Genomic DNA, 17,435 nt, shown 5'->3' on the forward strand with positions numbered 1-17,435 from the left:
GTTTCCGTAGGTGCCACCTCATCAGGAATACTGAATTCGCGATTAGCAAACAGATCGGCAAGTCCTGAAATTTGTTTCAGACGCAACAATTCATCACGGTCCATACCAATATTTTTCATTATCCATTGATCGGACATACCTGCCTTGTCAAGTTCCGCAACAATGTTGCACATCAATTCAATGTTATGCATTCCACGCGCACGGTTGTGCCGGATGGTCGAACTCATACGGTTAGACAGGTCTTTGTCTATCACCACAATCGGCAATAAGCCGTTTTCACGCTTATAGATTCGTTGGGAAGTTTTCAATACCGTATAGCGATGGTAGCCGTCCACCAGTATATAATAGTCTTCATCTTTATTGTAGTAACATACACATGGCATTGTAAAGCCATCTTCCCAAATAGAAAGTTCCAGCAACTTCATTTCAGGCGGTGCAACGACATTCGGATTATAATCGTTCGCATATACTTTTTCTACGGGTACCGCTTTTACCTCGTAAACAGGGCTTTTATCTACACTCATGATACTATGATTCTATATTGTTCCATAATTTGACTCCTCTTACTCATCTCCTCCTTCGTAGGTGAGAATCCCATATATTTGCAGGCATGGTCATTTTTAAGAATACAAACACACATTCGCTTATACGTGGGTATTTCTTTGAATTCCGGAATGTCGATATCATCCTGATATTCCATACGTACCGGTTTTTTCAACGTTTTGTAGTTACTGTTGTCCATAACGATAATCGGTACTTTCGCATCAATCAACTTTTGGATGGTAGCATCACTTAGACATCCACCTTTTGTCCGCCAGAAATTCACGCTCACTGAAAGTTTACGAAGATAGTTTTTCCTCGCCCGTTCCGGCAAAGTGGACAACAAGAAATACATAAACTCTCGCCATGTATATCCTTCAGGAAGTTTCACCGACTGCCATCCCATCGCATGAGTACCGCCATACATACCGGTAAAGTTCACACCGTTCACCCTTCCGACCATTTTGCCCCAGGTATTGGGATCTAGCACCCGGTAAAGTTGCAGACTCTCTTGCGCTTCGTTAATAAAAGGACTTGCTACACGCTGACGCTCCAAATTGACTCCGGCACGATAGTAAAGGTCATATAAAGTATTATAATCCCACTGGAATTTTCCATTGGCCGTCCATACATCCGTTGTCTTCCAGTCGAATATAGGATAGGCATTATAAATATCATTCCCTACTTTTGAAGTCCATTTGTATTTATGATACATCTGGAATTTACGGCTCATATAGATACATCTCCATCGGTTGAAACTCTCCTGTGTACGGATTCCGATCAGACAACAAGTGCGCACTGCGTCATTTTTAGTATGTATCCATTGCGCAAAGCGCATCTGGAATTCATAATCCCACATGGTTGTATTATAAAAAGGAAAATCATCTTTAGTCATTGCCTTTTTAGGCATGGAACGAACCCATATATTCTTTTTATTATCTTCCCAGGGACGCCAAAAGGATTGATACATCGAGGTACAGGTAGCCACACGGAAAGGAATACATACCCGGTACACATCCAGAATATCCTTGTTAGCTTCCAGCATCCGGTCCACATAGTCGATGGTCATTTTATACTGGATTTCATAATCCATGTGAAAAACTCCCAAACGTACCTTCAGGTTATTCTTCCGGATATAATCGATACACATATTCAGCAGTACCCCGCTGTCTTTACCTCCGGAGAATGACACATATATATTATCAAATTCATTAAATATAACTTTCAGTCGTTCTTGTGCTAATTCATATACATTCTTTGTGCCTGCTATTTTCTTTTTCGCCATAAGTTATCTATACATTTTTACATACCGTGTCCATTTCTTGTCCATCGATACAAATTCAAACTTTTCAAATGTTTCTTTATCTTGTACCAGTGTGACCGAATTGAGCAACCAACTCTCAGGCCCGAATTCCGCAATAACGGCAGGCAACAAATGCGACAGGATTTCCTCCCGTCCGGCGTCTTCTGCCTTTACATAATAATTATTGATTACAGCTTTCTTCCGGCTTTTCTGTTCCACCGGCACGAAGCCCACCACTTCTTTATCTTCAATCGCAATAAACCACACATACTCTTCGCCCGTCTTGAAAGGGTAATTATTGTTTGCGCGTATCACTTCGGGATCCATCACCATCGGCGCCACAAGCCGATATAAATGTTTGTCTTTTCCTTTTAATCGTATTATCTGTATCATATCATTCAAAAATGGACACACAAAAATAAGGAAAAAATATCAAATTCGTCATTTCTGTTCCTAAAACATTTGTTTTTCATGTTATTATCTCTATATTTCGATATTTTTGAAATCACCCGTCCGTCATTCCTCTCTCACGTTTAAAGTAAGTCAGTATGGTGGCAAAGCTTAGATATTCCCGCCCGGGAGTATGCGACCGGCTTTGAAATTGATAACGGGCAAAGATGACTTCACATGCCAGTTTATATTTAAAATGCAGCTTTAAGCGGTGCTGTAAAAACTCAAACACCCGACAGAGATATACAAACACGTCTCCCACTTTGTCATTGGGAATCACTCGTGGCTCACGATGCGTATCCAATATGTGTTCCATTTCACTAAGAACATATTCCAGCTGCTCTATTTCCTCGCTAGTGTTTTGCATTGTACATTTCATTTGTTCTATTTTCTCTTCCTGACGAATGTACTGTTCACGCTTTCGTTGTAAACGATCTTTTATGATCTCTATTCCTTTTGACATTATAAAATTTAGTTATATATAAACGGTTTGACCTTACTGATTATTAACCGGCAAAAATGCCATATAAAATCTAATCTCACATGCAAATATAGAGAAGATTGTTTAAATAATTAGATTTTTATTTAAAAATATTCATACTTATAACACATTTAAATTACCGGCATCATAAAATCGGTTTTTCCTTCCAATGAAACGAATCGTACTTTTGCGGAATATTTAAATATTTTAAACAATGGATATGACTGGCTGCTTCATGGCTGCCATGCACTATCCGAAGTGGCAGTAGCTTATTTTCCGAACTATCAGTATAATTGTTCAGCGGTGAAAGCATTCCGTCGGATCATCAAAGAACATGCAGTATTACTGAACCAACTCACGGAAGCGGGATTCACCCCGCATACCACAACGCTCACTCCTCAGCAAATTGCGATTATTGTAAGGTTCTGGGGAACGCCTGCATTAGTATACGAAATGATAAAAAAGAATTCATATCTTGCTGTCCCGAAAATGGGGAAAAAGATATAATGTATTTTAATACATTCTTTTTTTCATTTATATATTAATGGATGAAGGGGTGGTCGAAGTGCTAATATAGGCATGCCGGCCTCCCCTTTTAACAGGGCGTTTGAGCAAGAGTAGAAGAAGGCAGACAGAGAGGTCCAAAAATATGGGCAATAATCAGGGGTATTGGACACATGAGCCAATATTAAAATATTTAGCCGTTCATAACCGTAAAATTGTACACCTCAACCAACCGGACTACCTGTCAAATAAGGCATTTATGAATGAATATGATTATTAGAAAAGAAAATGAGTGAGATAACAAACCCACAGGACGCCGAACTCGAAGAAGTCGTGCTCGGTGCCTGCCTGCTGGAAAGCAAAGCTATTACACTGGTTGCCGGCATATTACGGCCGGAAGTATTTTACACTGAAACGAACCGTGAGATTTATGCTGCCTTGCAAAGTATGTACCATGCCGGGCAAGTAATTGATATCATGACCATAAAAGAAAAATTTGCCCGGCGTGGCAAGCTCGAATTTATAGGAGGGTTTTATACAAATTGAATAACCGATATGCCATCTTTATGCCCAAACAAGTTACTCGACAAACTTCTTGGTTGCCAATATTGGAATAGCACTCATGATGCTCTATCAATCAAGTATTTACGACAGTCCGTCACTTTAAACAAAAATCGTCAATTAAAAAGTTAGACAAAATTTGGTCAAATATTCCTTTTTATTAATTAAAAAGGCTACAGTTTCACAAACTAATATTGGATTTCAGTCTCTTTTCCATATATTTGCGCCCGCATTTTTATTATTGGATCAACCTCCTTATTCAATTTACCAAACTAGATAAAACAAATGGAAAATATAAACGCAGTAATTACAGGAGTCGGAGGATATGTACCCGATTATATCTTGACCAATGATGAGATTTCAAAAATGGTAGATACCACCGATGAATGGATTATGGGGCGTATTGGTATTAAGGAAAGGCGTATTCTGAAAGATGAAGGACTGGGAACTTCTTACATAGCTCGTAAAGCTGTCAAACAACTGATAAAACGCACCCATACAAATCCGGATGATATTGATCTGGTAATTGTAGCTACAACAACTCCTGATTACCGCCTTCCTTCCACTGCTTCTATTTTATGTGAGAGACTGGAACTGAAAAGAGCTTTTGCTTTCGACATACAGGCCGTTTGCAGTGGTTTTTTATATGCATTGGAAACAGGAGCTAACTTTATCCGTTCCGGAAATTACAAGAAAGTGGTGGTGGTAGGTGCTGAAAAGATGTCGTCAATAATAAACTATACCGATCGGGCAACATGTCCTATTTTCGGCGATGGCGGAGCAGCCGTCATGCTTGAACCTACTACTGAAGATTTGGGTATTATGGATGCTGTGTTAAGGACAGATGGTAAAGGATTACCTTTTTTACATATTAAAGCCGGTGGTTCCGTATGCACCCTTTCTTATTATTCATTGGATAATCAAATGCACTACATCTATCAGGAAGGACGCACTGTATTCAAATACGCGGTATCTAACATGGCAGATGCCTGTGAATCTATTATTGCAAGAAACCATCTAAGCAAAGACAATATCGACTGGGTGATTCCCCATCAAGCTAATCAACGCATTATCACTGCTGTAACACAACGTTTGGAAGTTCCCGCCGAAAAGGTCATGGTTAATATTGAACGATACGGCAATACCAGTGCAGGCACTCTCCCACTCTGCCTTTGGGATTTTGAAGATAAACTCAAAAAAGGAGATAACCTAATTCTCACTGCATTCGGAGCAGGATTTGCCTGGGGAGCTATTTATATAAAATGGGGATATGATGGAAAAAACAGATAGCGATTAATCGCTATCTTCCAAATAAAAAATCCTCTGATTTACTAGAAACCAGAGGATTTTTTTATTTGGAAAGTGCGGTGCGTACGGGACTCGAACCCGTGACCCCATGCGTGACAGGCATGTATTCTAACCAACTGAACTAACGCACCAAAATATTCACTAAAGCATCTCTCTCGATTGCGGATGCAAAGGTAGATATTTTTTTGAAACCTGCAATAGCTTCAGTATCTTTTTTCTGAAAAAGTGGATTTATTAAGAATTATCGTGTACATTTGCAGCTACTAATAAAATAGAAAATAGAATGAAAAATACACCAATTGAACGACATCTGATTGATGAAACTATAAATGAGTTTCAAATTGTCGATTTTTCAAAAGCTACCATTCGGGAAGTGAAAGCTATTGCTTCGAAAGCAGAAGCTGCATCGGGAGTTGAATTTATCAAAATGGAAATGGGCGTTCCGGGGCTCCCTCCTTCCGCAGTAGGTGTGAAAGCAGAGATTGAAGCGTTACAAAATGGCATTGCCAGCCTATACCCCGATATCAACGGATTGCCGGAACTGAAAAAAGAGGCGTCCAACTTTATCAAAGCATTTATCAACGTGGATTTAAATCCGGAGGGATGCGTACCTGTCACCGGCTCAATGCAAGGCACATTCGCTTCATTCCTCACTTGCAGCCAATGCGACGAAAAGAAAGATACGATTTTATTCATCGATCCCGGATTTCCGGTACAGAAGCAGCAGTTGGTAGTAATGGGACAAAAGTTCGAAACGTTTGATGTATATGACTACCGCGGAGACAAACTGAAAGAGAAACTGGAAAGCTATCTGAAAAAAGGAAATATATCAGCTATCATTTATTCGAATCCCAATAACCCCAGCTGGATTTGCCTGAAAGAGGAAGAATTGCAGATTATCGGTGAATTGGCAACGCAGTATGATGTGATTGTTTTGGAAGACTTGGCTTATTTTGCCATGGACTTCCGGCAGGATTTGAGCAAACCATACCAACCTCCTTTCCAGCCATCAGTAGCCCATTATACAGATAATTATGTATTATTGATTTCCGGTTCGAAAGCATTCAGCTACGCCGGACAGCGTATTGGCGTAAGCTGTATCTCTGATAAATTATACCACCGAAGCTATCCGGGACTGACCAAACGATATGGTGGCGGTACCTTTGGAACTGTTTTCATCCATCGCGTACTTTATGCACTTTCATCAGGAACAAGTCATTCCGCACAATTCGCCATGGCTGCCATGCTGAAAGCTGCCAACGAAGGACAATATAACTTCCTCAACGAAGTGAAGATCTATGGTGAGAGAGCACAAAAATTGAAAGAAATCTTCCTCCGTCACGGTTTCCACCTGGTATATGACAACGACTTGGGCGACCCGATTGCGGACGGATTCTATTTTACCATCGGATATCCGGGAATGACCAGCGGCGAACTGGCCAAAGAACTGATGTACTACGGAGTAAGCGCGATCTCATTGGTTACAACAGGAAGCCATCAGGAAGGATTACGCGCGTGTACCTCTTTTATTAAAGACCATCAGTATGCGCAACTGGACGAAAGAATGAAACTATTTGCAGAAAATCATCCGATAGCCTGATTATCTGACATAAGATATTCATAAAAGCCATTCTTTAAATGAAAAAAAAACGGAAATAACGATTGTTATTCCGTTTTTTTTCTTACATTAGTGGCATGAATATCGACTCTGACATATTTAAGATTCAATCGAATAATGTGTTACCATCAAGAGGAAGGATTTTAATATCTGAACCTTTTCTGCGTGACGCAACGTTTGGCAGGTCCGTAATTTTACTGGTCGATCATACGGACGAAGGAAGTATGGGATTGGTTATCAACAAACAACTGCCATTATTCCTGAACGATATCATCATGGAATTTAAATATCTGGACGAGATTCCTCTATACAAAGGTGGACCGATTGCCACTGATACTTTATTTTACCTCCATACACTATCAGACATCCCCGGCTCTATCTCTATCAGCAAAGGACTTTATCTGAATGGAGATTTTGATGAAATAAAGAAATATATATTACAAGGAAATAAAATCAGCGAATGTATCCGTTTCTTCCTGGGGTATTCCGGATGGGACAGCGAACAGCTAAATAACGAAATCAGAGAAAACACGTGGCTGGTGTCTGAAGAAGAAAAATCATATCTGATGAAAAACAATATCAAGGATATGTGGCGGACTGCTTTAGAGAAGCTAGGCAGCAAGTACGAAACGTGGTCACGCTTCCCACAAGTGCCTACTCTCAACTAATATTTATTTCTTAGGATTCAAACATTGGAGGAGCAATGCATCTTTGTAGCAGCCCTCCACTTGCAGCCAGTTTTTCAATAATCCGCATTGAACGAAGCCACAAGACGTGAACAGCTTTACACAAACGTCATTATCTGTCGTGACATGTGCATAAAGCTGACTTAAAGACAGAAAATCAAAAGCATATTCACAAAGCAGCTTCAATGCGTCGGTGGCATACCCTTGCTGACGATAATCCTTATGCACGGCAATTCCTACTTCTCCCCGCGAATGAAGGGGAACGAAATCCGTAATATCAATCGTACCAAGGATACACTGGTCGGATTTGCGTACCATCATCAAACGTAATTGCTTATCCGCAAACACATCACACTGCGAACCTTCAATATATTGGCGCAATACGTAACGGGAGTATGGAACTGTAAAGTTACTGATGTCCCACATCGAAGGATCATTTTCCATCTCATACATTATATCCATATCTTCCGGTTCTACCGCACGAAGATAGATACGATCGTTCATCAAGAAGGACTGTCTCATAGCTTTTCTTCTTTTGCAATGTGAAGTTCGTTACGCAATCTCTTCTCACTGGGCAGGCAGAAAAGTGACGCCGTGAGGCCAATCAGCATACAGAGGTTACCCGTACTGCTCAACGTCAGGTAGTAACACAAAAGGTTCACCACAATAGCTACTTCAAGCACTCCCAAGCGAACAATGTTCCATTGCACATATCGCTTCAAGGCAAGCGTGATAGTCATGTGATCTATCTTTTTCTTAAGCACCAAGCTAAATAATTTGAGAGAAAGAGGCACACACAAAGCAGTAAGCAAAATGCCGACCGTCTCAAAATAGTAGATAGCCGGTGCGTTATCTACCAAACCTCCTACGGGAAAGAGTTCAAACTCTCCTGCCCCAAGCAAAAATGCCGGGAGCACCCAAAAGAAAACATAACTGATATTCAAATTTCTGACAGCTCGTTTTATCTGTTCTTCCATGTTCGTTCTTAAATGATTAATAATGATTATACAGTTCCGGTAAAAAGCGTCCGGTTCACAATGCTGCGTCCTAAAGTCACTTCATCGGCATATTCAAGTTCATCACCAACCGATATGCCACGGGCTATCACACTTAGTTTAACCCCTAGTTTATCCAGCTTGCGATAGATGTAGAAGTTGGTAGTATCCCCCTCCATCGTGGTGCTCAACGCCAAAATAACTTCTTTGATTCCACCTTCAGCCACCCGCTGCACCAGGCTTTCAATTTGAAGGTCACTCGGTCCGACTCCGTCCATTGGAGAAATGACTCCTCCCAAAACGTGATAAAGCCCGCGATACTGCTGGGTTGCCTCTACCGCCATTACATCACGGATATTTTCCACCACACAGACAGTGGAAGCATCCCGTTGCGGATTAGCACAAATCTGGCAAGTTTCAGTATCGGATATATTATGACACACTTTGCAGTATTTCACCTCACGTTTCAATGTTATGATAGAATTTCCGAATGCTTCCACCGTAGCCGTATCCTGACGGAGCAGATGCAGAACAAGCCTCATAGCCGTCTTACGCCCGATACCCGGAAGTTTGGAAAATTCGCCGACTGCCTTTTCAAGCAGTATAGAAGGATATTGTTGGTTCATAGATAATATTTGCTGTTCTATCGATAAAACCTTGCAAAGATACAGATTATTGTTTTTAATACCTACAAAAATTGCTACCTTTGCATCTGTTATGATGATACTTGTCACTATTCTTTGCTACTTCGCGGTATTATTACTAATAGCCCGTATCACCGGACGTAAGGGAGGATCAAATGCAGCATTCTTCAAGGGAGAGAACCAATCACCTTGGTACATAGTCTCTTTTGGAATGATTGGCGCCTCCATCTCCGGAGTCACTTTCGTCTCTGTACCGGGAATGGTGCGCGGAATGGATATGACGTATATGCAAACGGTACTCGGATTTTTCTTCGGATATATGGCCGTAGCCCATATCTTACTTCCTTTATATTATAAATTGAATCTGACAAGTATCTACGGATACCTCGGCACCCGCATCGGAGTGCGTGCCTATCGCACCGGTTCCTTTTTCTTTCTGCTGTCACGCATGTTGGGAACCGCAGCCAAACTTTATCTGGTATGCCTCATTCTCCATACGTATGTATTTCAGGAAATGCACGTCCCCTTTTGGCTGATTGCTGTCGGTTCGGTTGCATTGGTATGGATATATACTCATAAAAGCGGAATAAAGACCATCGTGTGGACAGATACCTTGCAAACATTTTGCCTGATTGCCGCTCTGATTTTTATCATCTACTTTACAATCCAAAGATTAGACCTTAACTTCAGCGGCATTGTGCAAACAATCCAAAACAGCGAACACAGCCGTATTTTTGTATTTGACGACTGGATATCCCGACAGAACTTCTTCAAACAGTTTTTCAGTGGTATCTTCATCGTCATCGTAATGACCGGACTGGATCAGGATATGATGCAAAAGAATCTTTCTTGCCGGAACCTCCGGGAAGCACAAAAAAACATGTACTGCTACGGCTTCTCATTCATTCCGCTAAATTTCCTTTTTCTATGCCTGGGAATTCTATTGATAGCGCTAGCGGGACAGATGCAACTCGAACTGCCAGCCATGAATGATGATATACTACCCATGTTTGCAGCCCAAGGTTATCTGGGACAATCCGTATTGGTACTTTTTACAATCGGCATTATCGCAGCAGCTTTCAGCAACTCGGATTCCGCCCTGACAGCCATGACAACCAGTGTATGCGTAGACCTGCTGAATACGGAAAAAGACACAGAAGAAACGGCACGTCGCAAAAGAGGCAAAGTGCATTTATCGTTATCAGTCTTATTGGCATTCTTCATCTGCCTGGTAGAAATACTTAATAATAAGAGCGTTATTGACGCCATATATATCATCGCCTCCTACACATACGGCCCCCTGCTCGGAATGTTTGCTTTCGGACTTTTTACACGCAGGCAAACGAACGACCGGTGGATTCCTCTCATAGCCATCTTTTCACCCCTGCTCTGCTATCTTGCCGACTGGTGGATTGGAAAAGAAACCGGATATAAATTCGGTTATGAATTGCTAATGTTAAATGGAACGCTTACCTTTGCGGGGTTAATCTGCATGTCTAAAAAAGGGAAAAACGATGTTACAAAGAAATAAATGACAAGAAAATGGAAATAACAAGTGCTGAATTTGTGATTAGCAATACGGACGTGAAGAAATGCCCGGCCGGCATTTTCCCGGAATATGCCTTTATAGGCCGTTCGAATGTGGGAAAATCAAGTCTTATCAATATGTTGACCAGTCGTAAAGGTCTGGCCATGACCTCCTCTACTCCGGGAAAAACGATGTTAATCAACCACTTCCTTATCAATAAGAATTGGTATCTCGTCGACCTTCCGGGATATGGCTACGCCCGACGCGGACAGAAAGGGAAAGACCAGATACGCACTATAATCGAAGATTATATTTTGGAACGGGAGCAAATGACCAACCTCTTTGTCCTGATAGACAGCCGGCTGGAACCTCAAAAAATAGACCTCGAGTTTATGGAATGGCTGGGCGAGAACGGTATCCCTTTCTCTATCATCTTTACCAAAGCCGACAAGCTAAAAGGTGGACGTTTAAAAATGAATATCAATGCCTATTTACGTGAGTTGGGCAAACAATGGGAAGAGCTCCCTCCTCACTTCGTATCTTCCTCGGAAGACCGCACAGGACGTATGGATATACTCAACTACATAGAAAACATAAACAAGGATCTCAATGTTAAATGAAAGAAGAATGAAAATGAAAAAGAGTTTTTTACCTATTGCCTTTATGGCAGTATTTATGCTAACGGCAACTAACAGCCAGGCGCAATCATGGTCCGACTTATTTAATAAGGACAACATTTCAAAAGTAGTAAATGCCATCACCGGAACCACCGAATCTATCGACATGACCGGAACATGGAGCTACAAAGGTTCGGCGGTAGAGTTCGAATCGGATAACTTACTAATGAAAGCAGGCGGAGCTGCCGCAGCTACTATGGCTGAAAATAAGCTGAACGAACAATTAAGCAAAATAGGTATTAAAGACGGCCAAATGAGCTTCACTTTCAATGCCGACAGTACTTTCACCAGCACGGTGGGTAAGAAAACATTGAAAGGCACTTACTCTTACAATGCTTCAACCAAACAAGTTGATTTGAAGTATTTGAAACTTCTGAATCTGCACGCTAAAGTAAATTGCAGTTCCAGCTCACTGGAGTTACTGTTCAACTCGGACAAACTGTTGAAACTAATGGCTTTCATCGGTAGCAAAAGTAGCAGTACCGCACTGAAAACAGTTAGTTCACTGGCCGAAAATTACGATGGAATGATGCTCGGATTCCAACTCTCAAAATAGCAAAAGAGAATCGTTTAATACTATTTCGCACTCCATAAAGTATATTTTAGGGGAAAAGCATTATCTTTGTCGTTTGTAATCAAAAAGAGAAGGAAAAATGAAAAAGATACTTTTTTTAATGACGCTGTTAGTAATGGGCGTAAGCTTTGCATTTGCACAAACAAATGCAGATATCAAGTTTGACAAAACAACTCACGATTTCGGTAAGTTTTCTGAAAACAGCCCGGTTGTCAGTTGCACATTTACCTTTACTAATATCGGCGATGCCCCGCTGGTGATCCATCAGGCTGTAGCCTCTTGCGGATGTACAGTACCCGAATATACAAAGGAGCCCATCATGCCGGGTAAAAAAGGAACAATCAAGGTGACTTATAACGGAACAGGCAAATATCCGGGACATTTCAAAAAATCAATCACCTTGCGTACCAACGCCAAAACAGAGATGGTAAGATTGTATATCGAAGGCGATATGACGGCAAAAGATGCAAAGTAGGAAAAAATAGACTATTACATAAAGGAGAATCTTTCGGTTCTCCTTTTTTTTTGTTTACTTTGAGGACGGAAATGTAAATTAACACATTAGCAAATTATAAAAACTATGAAACAAGAAGAAGACAAATTCACCGGGTTACCCGAGAATGCGTTCAGAGAGTTGAAACCTGGGGAAGTGTACAACCCGTTGATGGGTCCCTCTAAAAATTATCCGGAAGTTAATATCTGGTCAGTAGCATGGGGTATTGCCATGGCAATCCTTTTTTCGGCCGCCGCTGCCTATCTGGGGTTGAAGGTCGGACAGGTATTTGAAGCAGCTATTCCAATTGCGATCATTGCCGTAGGAGTTTCCGGAGCTGCCAAAAGAAAAAATGCGTTGGGCGAAAATGTGATTATCCAGTCTATCGGAGCTTGTTCCGGAGTAATCGTTGCCGGAGCGATCTTCACCCTTCCCGCTCTTTATATTCTCCAAGCTAAATATCCCGAGATGACGGTTACCTTCATGCAGGTATTCATCAGCTCTTTATTGGGTGGCGTATTGGGTATTCTATTCCTGATTCCTTTCCGTAAATACTTCGTCAGCGACATGCATGGAAAATATCCTTTCCCGGAAGCAACAGCTACTACACAGGTGTTGATCTCCGGCGAAAAAGGGGGCAGTCAGGCCAAACCGTTATTGATGGCAGGTATGATCGGCGGATTATATGACTTCATCGTAGCGACATTCGGATGGTGGAACGAGAATTTTACTACCCGTGTTTGCAGTGCCGGAGAAATGCTGGCAGAAAAGGCAAAATTAGTATTCAAGGTAAACACCGGTGCCGCTGTGCTTGGTTTGGGATATATCGTCGGACTGAAATATGCTTCCATCATTTGTGCCGGTTCACTGGCTGTGTGGTGGATTATCATTCCGGGAATGTCTGCTATCTGGGGTGACAGTGTACTGAATGCATGGAATCCGGAAATCACCTCTACCGTAGGTATGATGAGTCCGGAAGAAATATTCAAATATTATGCCAAGAGCATCGGTATCGGTGGTATCGCTATGGCAGGTGTGATCGGTATTATCCGTTCCTGGAGCATCATCAAGAGCGCTGTCGGGCTGGCAGCCAAAGAGATGGGCGGTAAAGGGAATGTAGAGAAAAGCATTATCCGCACACAACGGGATCTTTCTATGAAAATTATCGCCATCGGTTCCATCATCACACTGATATTAATCGTATTATTCTTCTATCTTGATGTCATGCAAGGGAATCTGTTGCATACATTGGTAGCCATTGTTCTGGTTGCCGGGATCTCTTTCCTGTTCACCACAGTAGCAGCTAATGCCATTGCGATTGTTGGTACTAATCCGGTTTCGGGAATGACATTGATGACACTGATATTGGCTTCCGTAGTGATGGTAGCTGTCGGACTGAAAGGTCCTTCGGGCATGGTTGCCGCATTGGTAATGGGTGGCGTAGTATGTACCGCGCTGTCGATGGCAGGAGGTTTTATCACCGACTTGAAGATTGGTTACTGGCTCGGAAGTACGCCTGCCAAACAGGAAACATGGAAGTTCTTGGGAACAATCGTATCGGCTGCAACAGTAGGCGGTGTAATGATTATCCTGAATAAGACATACGGATTTACAAGTGGCGCATTGGCTGCTCCGCAAGCAAATGCGATGGCGGCCGTGATCGAACCACTAATGAGCGGTGTAGGTGCACCCTGGTTGTTATATGGCATTGGGGCTGTCTTAGCAATTATTCTGACTCTTTGTAAAATTCCTGCATTAGCTTTCGCATTGGGTATGTTTATTCCATTGGAACTGAATGTACCGCTGGTAGTGGGTGGAGCAGTGAATTGGTTTGTTACAACTCGTAGCAAAGATGCATCTCTGAATACGGAAAGAGGTGAAAAAGGAACTTTACTGGCATCCGGTTTCATTGCCGGAGGTGCATTGATGGGAGTAATCAGTGCCGCGATGCGCTTTGGTGGAATCAATCTGGTTAATGAGGCATGGTTGAACAATACTTGGTCAGAAGTGTTGGCATTAGGAGCGTATGCCTTACTGATTCTTTACTTTATAAAGGCTTCAATGAAAGTTAAATAAATCATTATGAGGAGACTATTATCCATTATAGTATCACTTGTAACTGCCATATCATTTGCGCAGCAGCCCGTCGAGCTACCTTTGTGGCCCGACGGTGCTCCCAACTCCAGTGGACTAACCGGAGAGGAGCAGGAAACGCGTCCTCATTTTGTCACGAATGTCACGCATCCCACCCTGACGGTCTACCACCCGGAAAAGCCGAATGGAATGGCTATTATCATGTGTCCCGGAGGCGGGTATCGTGGATTAGGCATGGATGGTGAGGGGTATGATATGGCTCCCTGGTTCTGCGGACAAGGTATTACCTATATAGTATTAAAATACCGGATGCCGAACGGACATTGGGAAGTCCCCGTATCAGACGCCGAACAAGCCATTCGCATGGTACGTCAACATGCCAAAGAATGGAATGTCAATCCTTACAAGGTGGGATTAATGGGAGCCTCTGCGGGAGGGCATTTAACTGCTACACTTGCCACTCACTACAATTCGGAAACACGTCCGGACTTTCAGATATTACTTTATCCGGTGGTTACGATGATGCAAGTCACCCGTGGAAATACAAGAACTGCATTGCTCGGCAAAAATCCAACAATGGAACAAATACAGAAGTTTTCTGCCGAATTGCAAGTAACGCCCGATACTCCACAAGCATTTATCGCTCTTACCTCCGACGACCCTTCCGTACCACCTTACCACGGAGTAAACTATTACCTTGCTTTACAGAAAAACAAGGTTCCGGCAACTCTCCATGTTTATCCTACCGGAGGACATGGCTGGGGATTTAAGGATCATTTTAAATATAAGCAACAATGGACACAGGAATTGGAGAAATGGTTGCGCGACGGCGTTGTATTCCCGGAAAACCCCGAACCCATGTTACGAATCGGGAAATCTTACCTGGGAACTAAATACGTGGCTAACACATTAGATCAAGACGGAGAAGAATCATTAGTGATCCGGACTGATGCCGTAGATTGCCTCACTTTCGTAGAATACACGTTGGCACAGGCACTCGGTTCTTCCTTTGCCGACAATCTGCAAAAAATACGTTATCGGGACGGCATCATCAACGGTTATCCTTCCCGGTTGCATTATACTTCCGAATGGATAGAGAACGGAATCCGCCACGGATTCCTCACCGATATTACTGCCAAAAACAGTGCGCATACCCAGAAAATCTCTCTTTCGTATATGTCTACCCATCCCAAGCAATATAAAAAATTGGCTGATTCGCCGGAAAATGTACGACAAATGGCCGAATATGAAAAAGCAATCTCCGGAAAAGTCGTACATTGGTTGCCGAAAAGCGAACTGCCGGAAGCCGGATTGCCCTGGATCATGAATGGAGACATTATTGCTATTACAACGAAGATGCCCGGACTGGACATTGCTCATGTGGGAATAGCAGAATATAAAGAGGGAAAACTGCACCTGCTGCACGCTTCTTCTACATTGGGAAAAGTAGTTGTCAGCGACGAACCTCTCAATCACATGCTAAACAACAATAAATCGTGGACAGGCATACGTGTTGTCCGGATGTCTCACTCTAAAAATAACTGATTATGAAACGAGTAAAACATTTCCTTCTCGCCTCGTGCTTATTCCCCACTTTGCTGGGAGCACAAGAAATGGCAAGCGCCTATTTTCTGGAACTTACTCCGGACGCCCAATCGGCAGGTATGGCAGGTACAGGATTAGCTACCACCGACAACGGTAGTACAGCTATTTTTCATAATGCTTCTACCATCGCTTTCTCACAAGAAGTGATGGGTGCGAGTTATTCATACGCTAAGATCAACCAAGATTATGCGCTACATAGCGCCTCTCTTTTCTACCGGATCGGAAGGGAAGGCATACATGGATTTGCTGTAGGTTTCCGGCATTTCAAAGATCCTAAGGTGCTCGATTACCGTCCTCATATCTGGGATTTAGAAGCTGCTTATTTCAGAAATGTAGCCAAAAATCTGTCTCTTTCATTAACGTTCAGATACCTGCAAGCCAAAGCCGCGGAAAACGCAGACAGCAAGAATAGCGTTTGTCTGGACTTCGGCGCGACCTACTATCGCAATATGGCTTTATTGGACGAAATGGCTTCCTGGAGCATTGGTTTCCAAGCTGCCAACTTAGGCAAAAAGCTGGACGGACAAAAGTTACCCGCCAGATTAGGATTGGGAGGTACAATCGACCTGCCATTCAGCATAGAAAACCGTTTGCAGGTTGCGCTCGACTTCAACTATCTGCTCCCTTCTGAAATCCGTCATCTCCAGGCTGGCATAGGAGCCGAATATAATTTCCTGAAATATGGTGTTGTCCGTGCGGGATACCATTTCGGAGACAAAGACAAAGGAGTAGGCAACTACGGCACCCTAGGCTGCGGAATAAACTTCTGGCCGATACGTGCAGACTTCTCATACGCCTTGGCTGATAAAGATTGCTTTATGCGCCGCACCTGGCAACTGGGAGTTGGAATAGTTTTCTAAGTTCCTCTTCGAGGCGTTGCTTCACTTCGTCCATCGGCACATCGTGCTTTAATTCCTGACGAAGAGAAGTGACGCCTTTATCTATAAATCCGCAAGGGTGGATATAACTGAAATAACGTAAATCGGTATTCACATTCAGAGCCAGTCCATGCATCGTGACATAATGGCTGCTCCTCACTCCGATAGCACAAATCTTACGCGCACGAGGCGTATCACCTTCCAACCAGACTCCTGTCGCTTTCGCCAAACGTCCGGCCTCAATGCCATAAGAAGCACATACCCGAATCACCGCTTCTTCCAGCAAATGAACGTACTCTTTCAATCCTAACTGAAATTCTTCCAGGTTTACTATCGGATAACACACCAGTTGTCCCGGACCATGATAAGTAATGTCCCCTCCCCGATCAATATGATAAAGGGTGGCATCAATTGCTTTCAGTTGTTCATCACTCAACAGCATATTATTTTCTTTCCCGCTACGTCCTAATGTATAAACATGGGGATGTTCGCACAT

At 42.6% G+C, this 17,435-nt stretch carries 19 protein-coding genes, 1 tRNA gene and 1 pseudogene; 12 read left to right on the forward strand and 9 right to left on the reverse strand.

Going from position 1 to position 17,435, the window contains the following annotated elements:
- The 4 genes from BXY_RS03325 to BXY_RS03340 all read right to left on the reverse strand — a co-directional run.
- On the reverse strand, nucleotides 1–524 hold a 524-nt coding region (locus BXY_RS03325; RefSeq protein WP_208946751.1), incomplete at its 3' end, for an IbrB-like domain-containing protein.
- Nucleotides 521–1,825 carry a DUF3440 domain-containing protein gene (locus BXY_RS03330; protein WP_008640579.1) on the reverse strand — a complete coding sequence of 435 codons (1,305 nt, stop codon included), beginning with the start codon at nucleotides 1,823–1,825 and terminating at the stop codon, nucleotides 521–523. The genes BXY_RS03325 and BXY_RS03330, both read right to left, overlap by 4 nt.
- A gap of 3 nt (nucleotides 1,826–1,828) precedes the next feature.
- Nucleotides 1,829–2,236: a hypothetical protein gene (locus BXY_RS03335; RefSeq protein ID WP_008022169.1), complete on the reverse strand. Its 408-nt coding sequence runs from the start codon at nucleotides 2,234–2,236 to the stop codon at nucleotides 1,829–1,831.
- Between the two features lie 112 nt (nucleotides 2,237–2,348).
- Nucleotides 2,349–2,756, reverse strand: coding sequence for a hypothetical protein (locus tag BXY_RS03340; RefSeq protein WP_008640581.1), 408 nt, complete (start codon nucleotides 2,754–2,756; stop codon nucleotides 2,349–2,351).
- Nucleotides 2,757–3,002: 246 nt separating this feature from the next.
- Here BXY_RS03340 and BXY_RS03345 point away from each other — a divergent pair, with 246 nt between their 5' ends.
- The 3 genes and pseudogenes from BXY_RS03345 (at nucleotide 3,003) to BXY_RS03355 (ending at nucleotide 5,129) form a co-directional block, all read left to right on the forward strand.
- Nucleotides 3,003–3,281, forward strand: coding sequence for a DUF4248 domain-containing protein (locus BXY_RS03345; RefSeq protein ID WP_229037617.1), 279 nt, complete (start codon nucleotides 3,003–3,005; stop codon nucleotides 3,279–3,281).
- A 285-nt stretch (nucleotides 3,282–3,566) separates the two neighbouring features.
- A pseudogene (locus tag BXY_RS03350) lies at nucleotides 3,567–3,815 on the forward strand (DnaB-like helicase N-terminal domain-containing protein); the annotation flags it as partial.
- Nucleotides 3,816–4,124: 309 nt separating this feature from the next.
- A complete protein-coding gene (locus BXY_RS03355; RefSeq protein WP_008640583.1) occupies nucleotides 4,125–5,129 on the forward strand; it encodes a beta-ketoacyl-ACP synthase III in 1,005 nt (334 codons plus the stop codon).
- Between the two features lie 75 nt (nucleotides 5,130–5,204).
- On the opposite strand, the gene BXY_RS03360 is transcribed toward BXY_RS03355, so the two are convergent.
- A tRNA-Asp gene (locus BXY_RS03360) sits at nucleotides 5,205–5,278 on the reverse strand.
- Nucleotides 5,279–5,430: 152 nt separating this feature from the next.
- Here BXY_RS03360 and BXY_RS03365 point away from each other — a divergent pair.
- Together BXY_RS03365 and BXY_RS03370 are read left to right on the forward strand one after the other, a co-directional pair.
- Nucleotides 5,431–6,747 (forward strand): pyridoxal phosphate-dependent aminotransferase, encoded by a 1,317-nt coding sequence (locus tag BXY_RS03365; protein ID WP_004314588.1) that lies wholly within the window; start codon nucleotides 5,431–5,433, stop codon nucleotides 6,745–6,747.
- Nucleotides 6,748–6,842: 95 nt separating this feature from the next.
- Nucleotides 6,843–7,433, forward strand: coding sequence for a YqgE/AlgH family protein (locus BXY_RS03370; RefSeq protein ID WP_004300427.1), 591 nt, complete (start codon nucleotides 6,843–6,845; stop codon nucleotides 7,431–7,433).
- 3 nt (nucleotides 7,434–7,436) lie between these two features.
- On the opposite strand, the gene BXY_RS03375 is transcribed toward BXY_RS03370, so the two are convergent.
- From BXY_RS03375 to recR, 3 genes are read right to left on the reverse strand one after another with little or no spacing between them, the layout of a single operon-like run.
- Complete coding sequence (locus BXY_RS03375; RefSeq protein ID WP_004306269.1) at nucleotides 7,437–7,973, reverse strand: GNAT family N-acetyltransferase; 537 nt, start codon at nucleotides 7,971–7,973, stop codon at nucleotides 7,437–7,439.
- On the reverse strand, nucleotides 7,970–8,428 hold the full coding sequence (locus tag BXY_RS03380) for a hypothetical protein (protein ID WP_004306271.1): 459 nt from the start codon (nucleotides 8,426–8,428) through the stop codon (nucleotides 7,970–7,972). Before BXY_RS03380 ends, BXY_RS03375 begins: the two co-directional genes overlap by 4 nt.
- Before the next feature lie 26 nt (nucleotides 8,429–8,454).
- Entirely contained in the window at nucleotides 8,455–9,072 is a 618-nt protein-coding gene (recR, locus tag BXY_RS03385) for a recombination mediator RecR (RefSeq protein ID WP_004306273.1), read from the reverse strand.
- Nucleotides 9,073–9,163: 91 nt separating this feature from the next.
- Here recR and BXY_RS03390 point away from each other — a divergent pair, with 91 nt between their 5' ends.
- From BXY_RS03390 to BXY_RS03420, 7 genes are all read left to right on the forward strand, one after another.
- A complete protein-coding gene (locus BXY_RS03390) occupies nucleotides 9,164–10,621 on the forward strand; it encodes a sodium:solute symporter (protein WP_015531222.1) in 1,458 nt (485 codons plus the stop codon).
- An 11-nt stretch (nucleotides 10,622–10,632) separates the two neighbouring features.
- The gene (gene yihA / locus BXY_RS03395; protein ID WP_015531223.1) at nucleotides 10,633–11,238 is read left to right on the forward strand and encodes a ribosome biogenesis GTP-binding protein YihA/YsxC; all 606 of its coding nucleotides are present in this window, start codon (nucleotides 10,633–10,635) and stop codon (nucleotides 11,236–11,238) included.
- The gene (locus tag BXY_RS03400) at nucleotides 11,228–11,851 is read left to right on the forward strand and encodes a DUF4923 family protein (RefSeq protein ID WP_208946752.1); all 624 of its coding nucleotides are present in this window, start codon (nucleotides 11,228–11,230) and stop codon (nucleotides 11,849–11,851) included. Before yihA ends, BXY_RS03400 begins: the two co-directional genes overlap by 11 nt.
- A gap of 97 nt (nucleotides 11,852–11,948) precedes the next feature.
- A complete protein-coding gene (locus tag BXY_RS03405; RefSeq protein ID WP_004300420.1) occupies nucleotides 11,949–12,344 on the forward strand; it encodes a DUF1573 domain-containing protein in 396 nt (131 codons plus the stop codon).
- Nucleotides 12,345–12,449: 105 nt separating this feature from the next.
- Nucleotides 12,450–14,438, forward strand: coding sequence for an OPT family oligopeptide transporter (locus BXY_RS03410; RefSeq protein WP_004300419.1), 1,989 nt, complete (start codon nucleotides 12,450–12,452; stop codon nucleotides 14,436–14,438).
- 6 nt (nucleotides 14,439–14,444) lie between these two features.
- Complete coding sequence (locus tag BXY_RS03415) at nucleotides 14,445–16,001, forward strand: N-acetylmuramoyl-L-alanine amidase-like domain-containing protein (protein ID WP_208946753.1); 1,557 nt, start codon at nucleotides 14,445–14,447, stop codon at nucleotides 15,999–16,001.
- Between the two features lie 2 nt (nucleotides 16,002–16,003).
- The gene (locus BXY_RS03420; protein WP_004315893.1) at nucleotides 16,004–16,921 is read left to right on the forward strand and encodes a PorV/PorQ family protein; all 918 of its coding nucleotides are present in this window, start codon (nucleotides 16,004–16,006) and stop codon (nucleotides 16,919–16,921) included.
- Here the strand turns inward: BXY_RS03420 and lipB are convergent.
- On the reverse strand, nucleotides 16,878–17,435 hold a 558-nt coding region (lipB, locus tag BXY_RS03425), incomplete at its 5' end, for a lipoyl(octanoyl) transferase LipB (protein WP_015531225.1). The genes BXY_RS03420 and lipB overlap by 44 nt on opposite strands.

Source organism: Bacteroides xylanisolvens XB1A (assembly GCF_000210075.1).
GTDB lineage: Bacteria > Bacteroidota > Bacteroidia > Bacteroidales > Bacteroidaceae > Bacteroides > Bacteroides xylanisolvens.

What these genes read in the sequence shown, in the direction of transcription:
- BXY_RS03330 (WP_008640579.1), bottom strand. Translation starts at nt 1,825, where the DNA reads ATGGCGAAAAAGAAAATAGCAGGCACAAAGAATGTATATGAATTAGCA.
- BXY_RS03335 (WP_008022169.1), bottom strand. Translation starts at nt 2,236, where the DNA reads ATGATACAGATAATACGATTAAAAGGAAAAGACAAACATTTATATCGG.
- BXY_RS03340 (WP_008640581.1), bottom strand. Translation starts at nt 2,756, where the DNA reads ATGTCAAAAGGAATAGAGATCATAAAAGATCGTTTACAACGAAAGCGT.
- BXY_RS03355 (WP_008640583.1), top strand. Translation starts at nt 4,125, where the DNA reads ATGGAAAATATAAACGCAGTAATTACAGGAGTCGGAGGATATGTACCC.
- BXY_RS03365 (WP_004314588.1), top strand. Translation starts at nt 5,431, where the DNA reads ATGAAAAATACACCAATTGAACGACATCTGATTGATGAAACTATAAAT.
- BXY_RS03370 (WP_004300427.1), top strand. Translation starts at nt 6,843, where the DNA reads ATGAATATCGACTCTGACATATTTAAGATTCAATCGAATAATGTGTTA.
- BXY_RS03375 (WP_004306269.1), bottom strand. Translation starts at nt 7,973, where the DNA reads ATGAGACAGTCCTTCTTGATGAACGATCGTATCTATCTTCGTGCGGTA.
- BXY_RS03380 (WP_004306271.1), bottom strand. Translation starts at nt 8,428, where the DNA reads ATGGAAGAACAGATAAAACGAGCTGTCAGAAATTTGAATATCAGTTAT.
- recR (WP_004306273.1), bottom strand. Translation starts at nt 9,072, where the DNA reads ATGAACCAACAATATCCTTCTATACTGCTTGAAAAGGCAGTCGGCGAA.
- BXY_RS03390 (WP_015531222.1), top strand. Translation starts at nt 9,164, where the DNA reads ATGATGATACTTGTCACTATTCTTTGCTACTTCGCGGTATTATTACTA.
- yihA (WP_015531223.1), top strand. Translation starts at nt 10,633, where the DNA reads ATGGAAATAACAAGTGCTGAATTTGTGATTAGCAATACGGACGTGAAG.
- BXY_RS03400 (WP_208946752.1), top strand. Translation starts at nt 11,228, where the DNA reads ATGTTAAATGAAAGAAGAATGAAAATGAAAAAGAGTTTTTTACCTATT.
- BXY_RS03405 (WP_004300420.1), top strand. Translation starts at nt 11,949, where the DNA reads ATGAAAAAGATACTTTTTTTAATGACGCTGTTAGTAATGGGCGTAAGC.
- BXY_RS03410 (WP_004300419.1), top strand. Translation starts at nt 12,450, where the DNA reads ATGAAACAAGAAGAAGACAAATTCACCGGGTTACCCGAGAATGCGTTC.
- BXY_RS03415 (WP_208946753.1), top strand. Translation starts at nt 14,445, where the DNA reads ATGAGGAGACTATTATCCATTATAGTATCACTTGTAACTGCCATATCA.
- BXY_RS03420 (WP_004315893.1), top strand. Translation starts at nt 16,004, where the DNA reads ATGAAACGAGTAAAACATTTCCTTCTCGCCTCGTGCTTATTCCCCACT.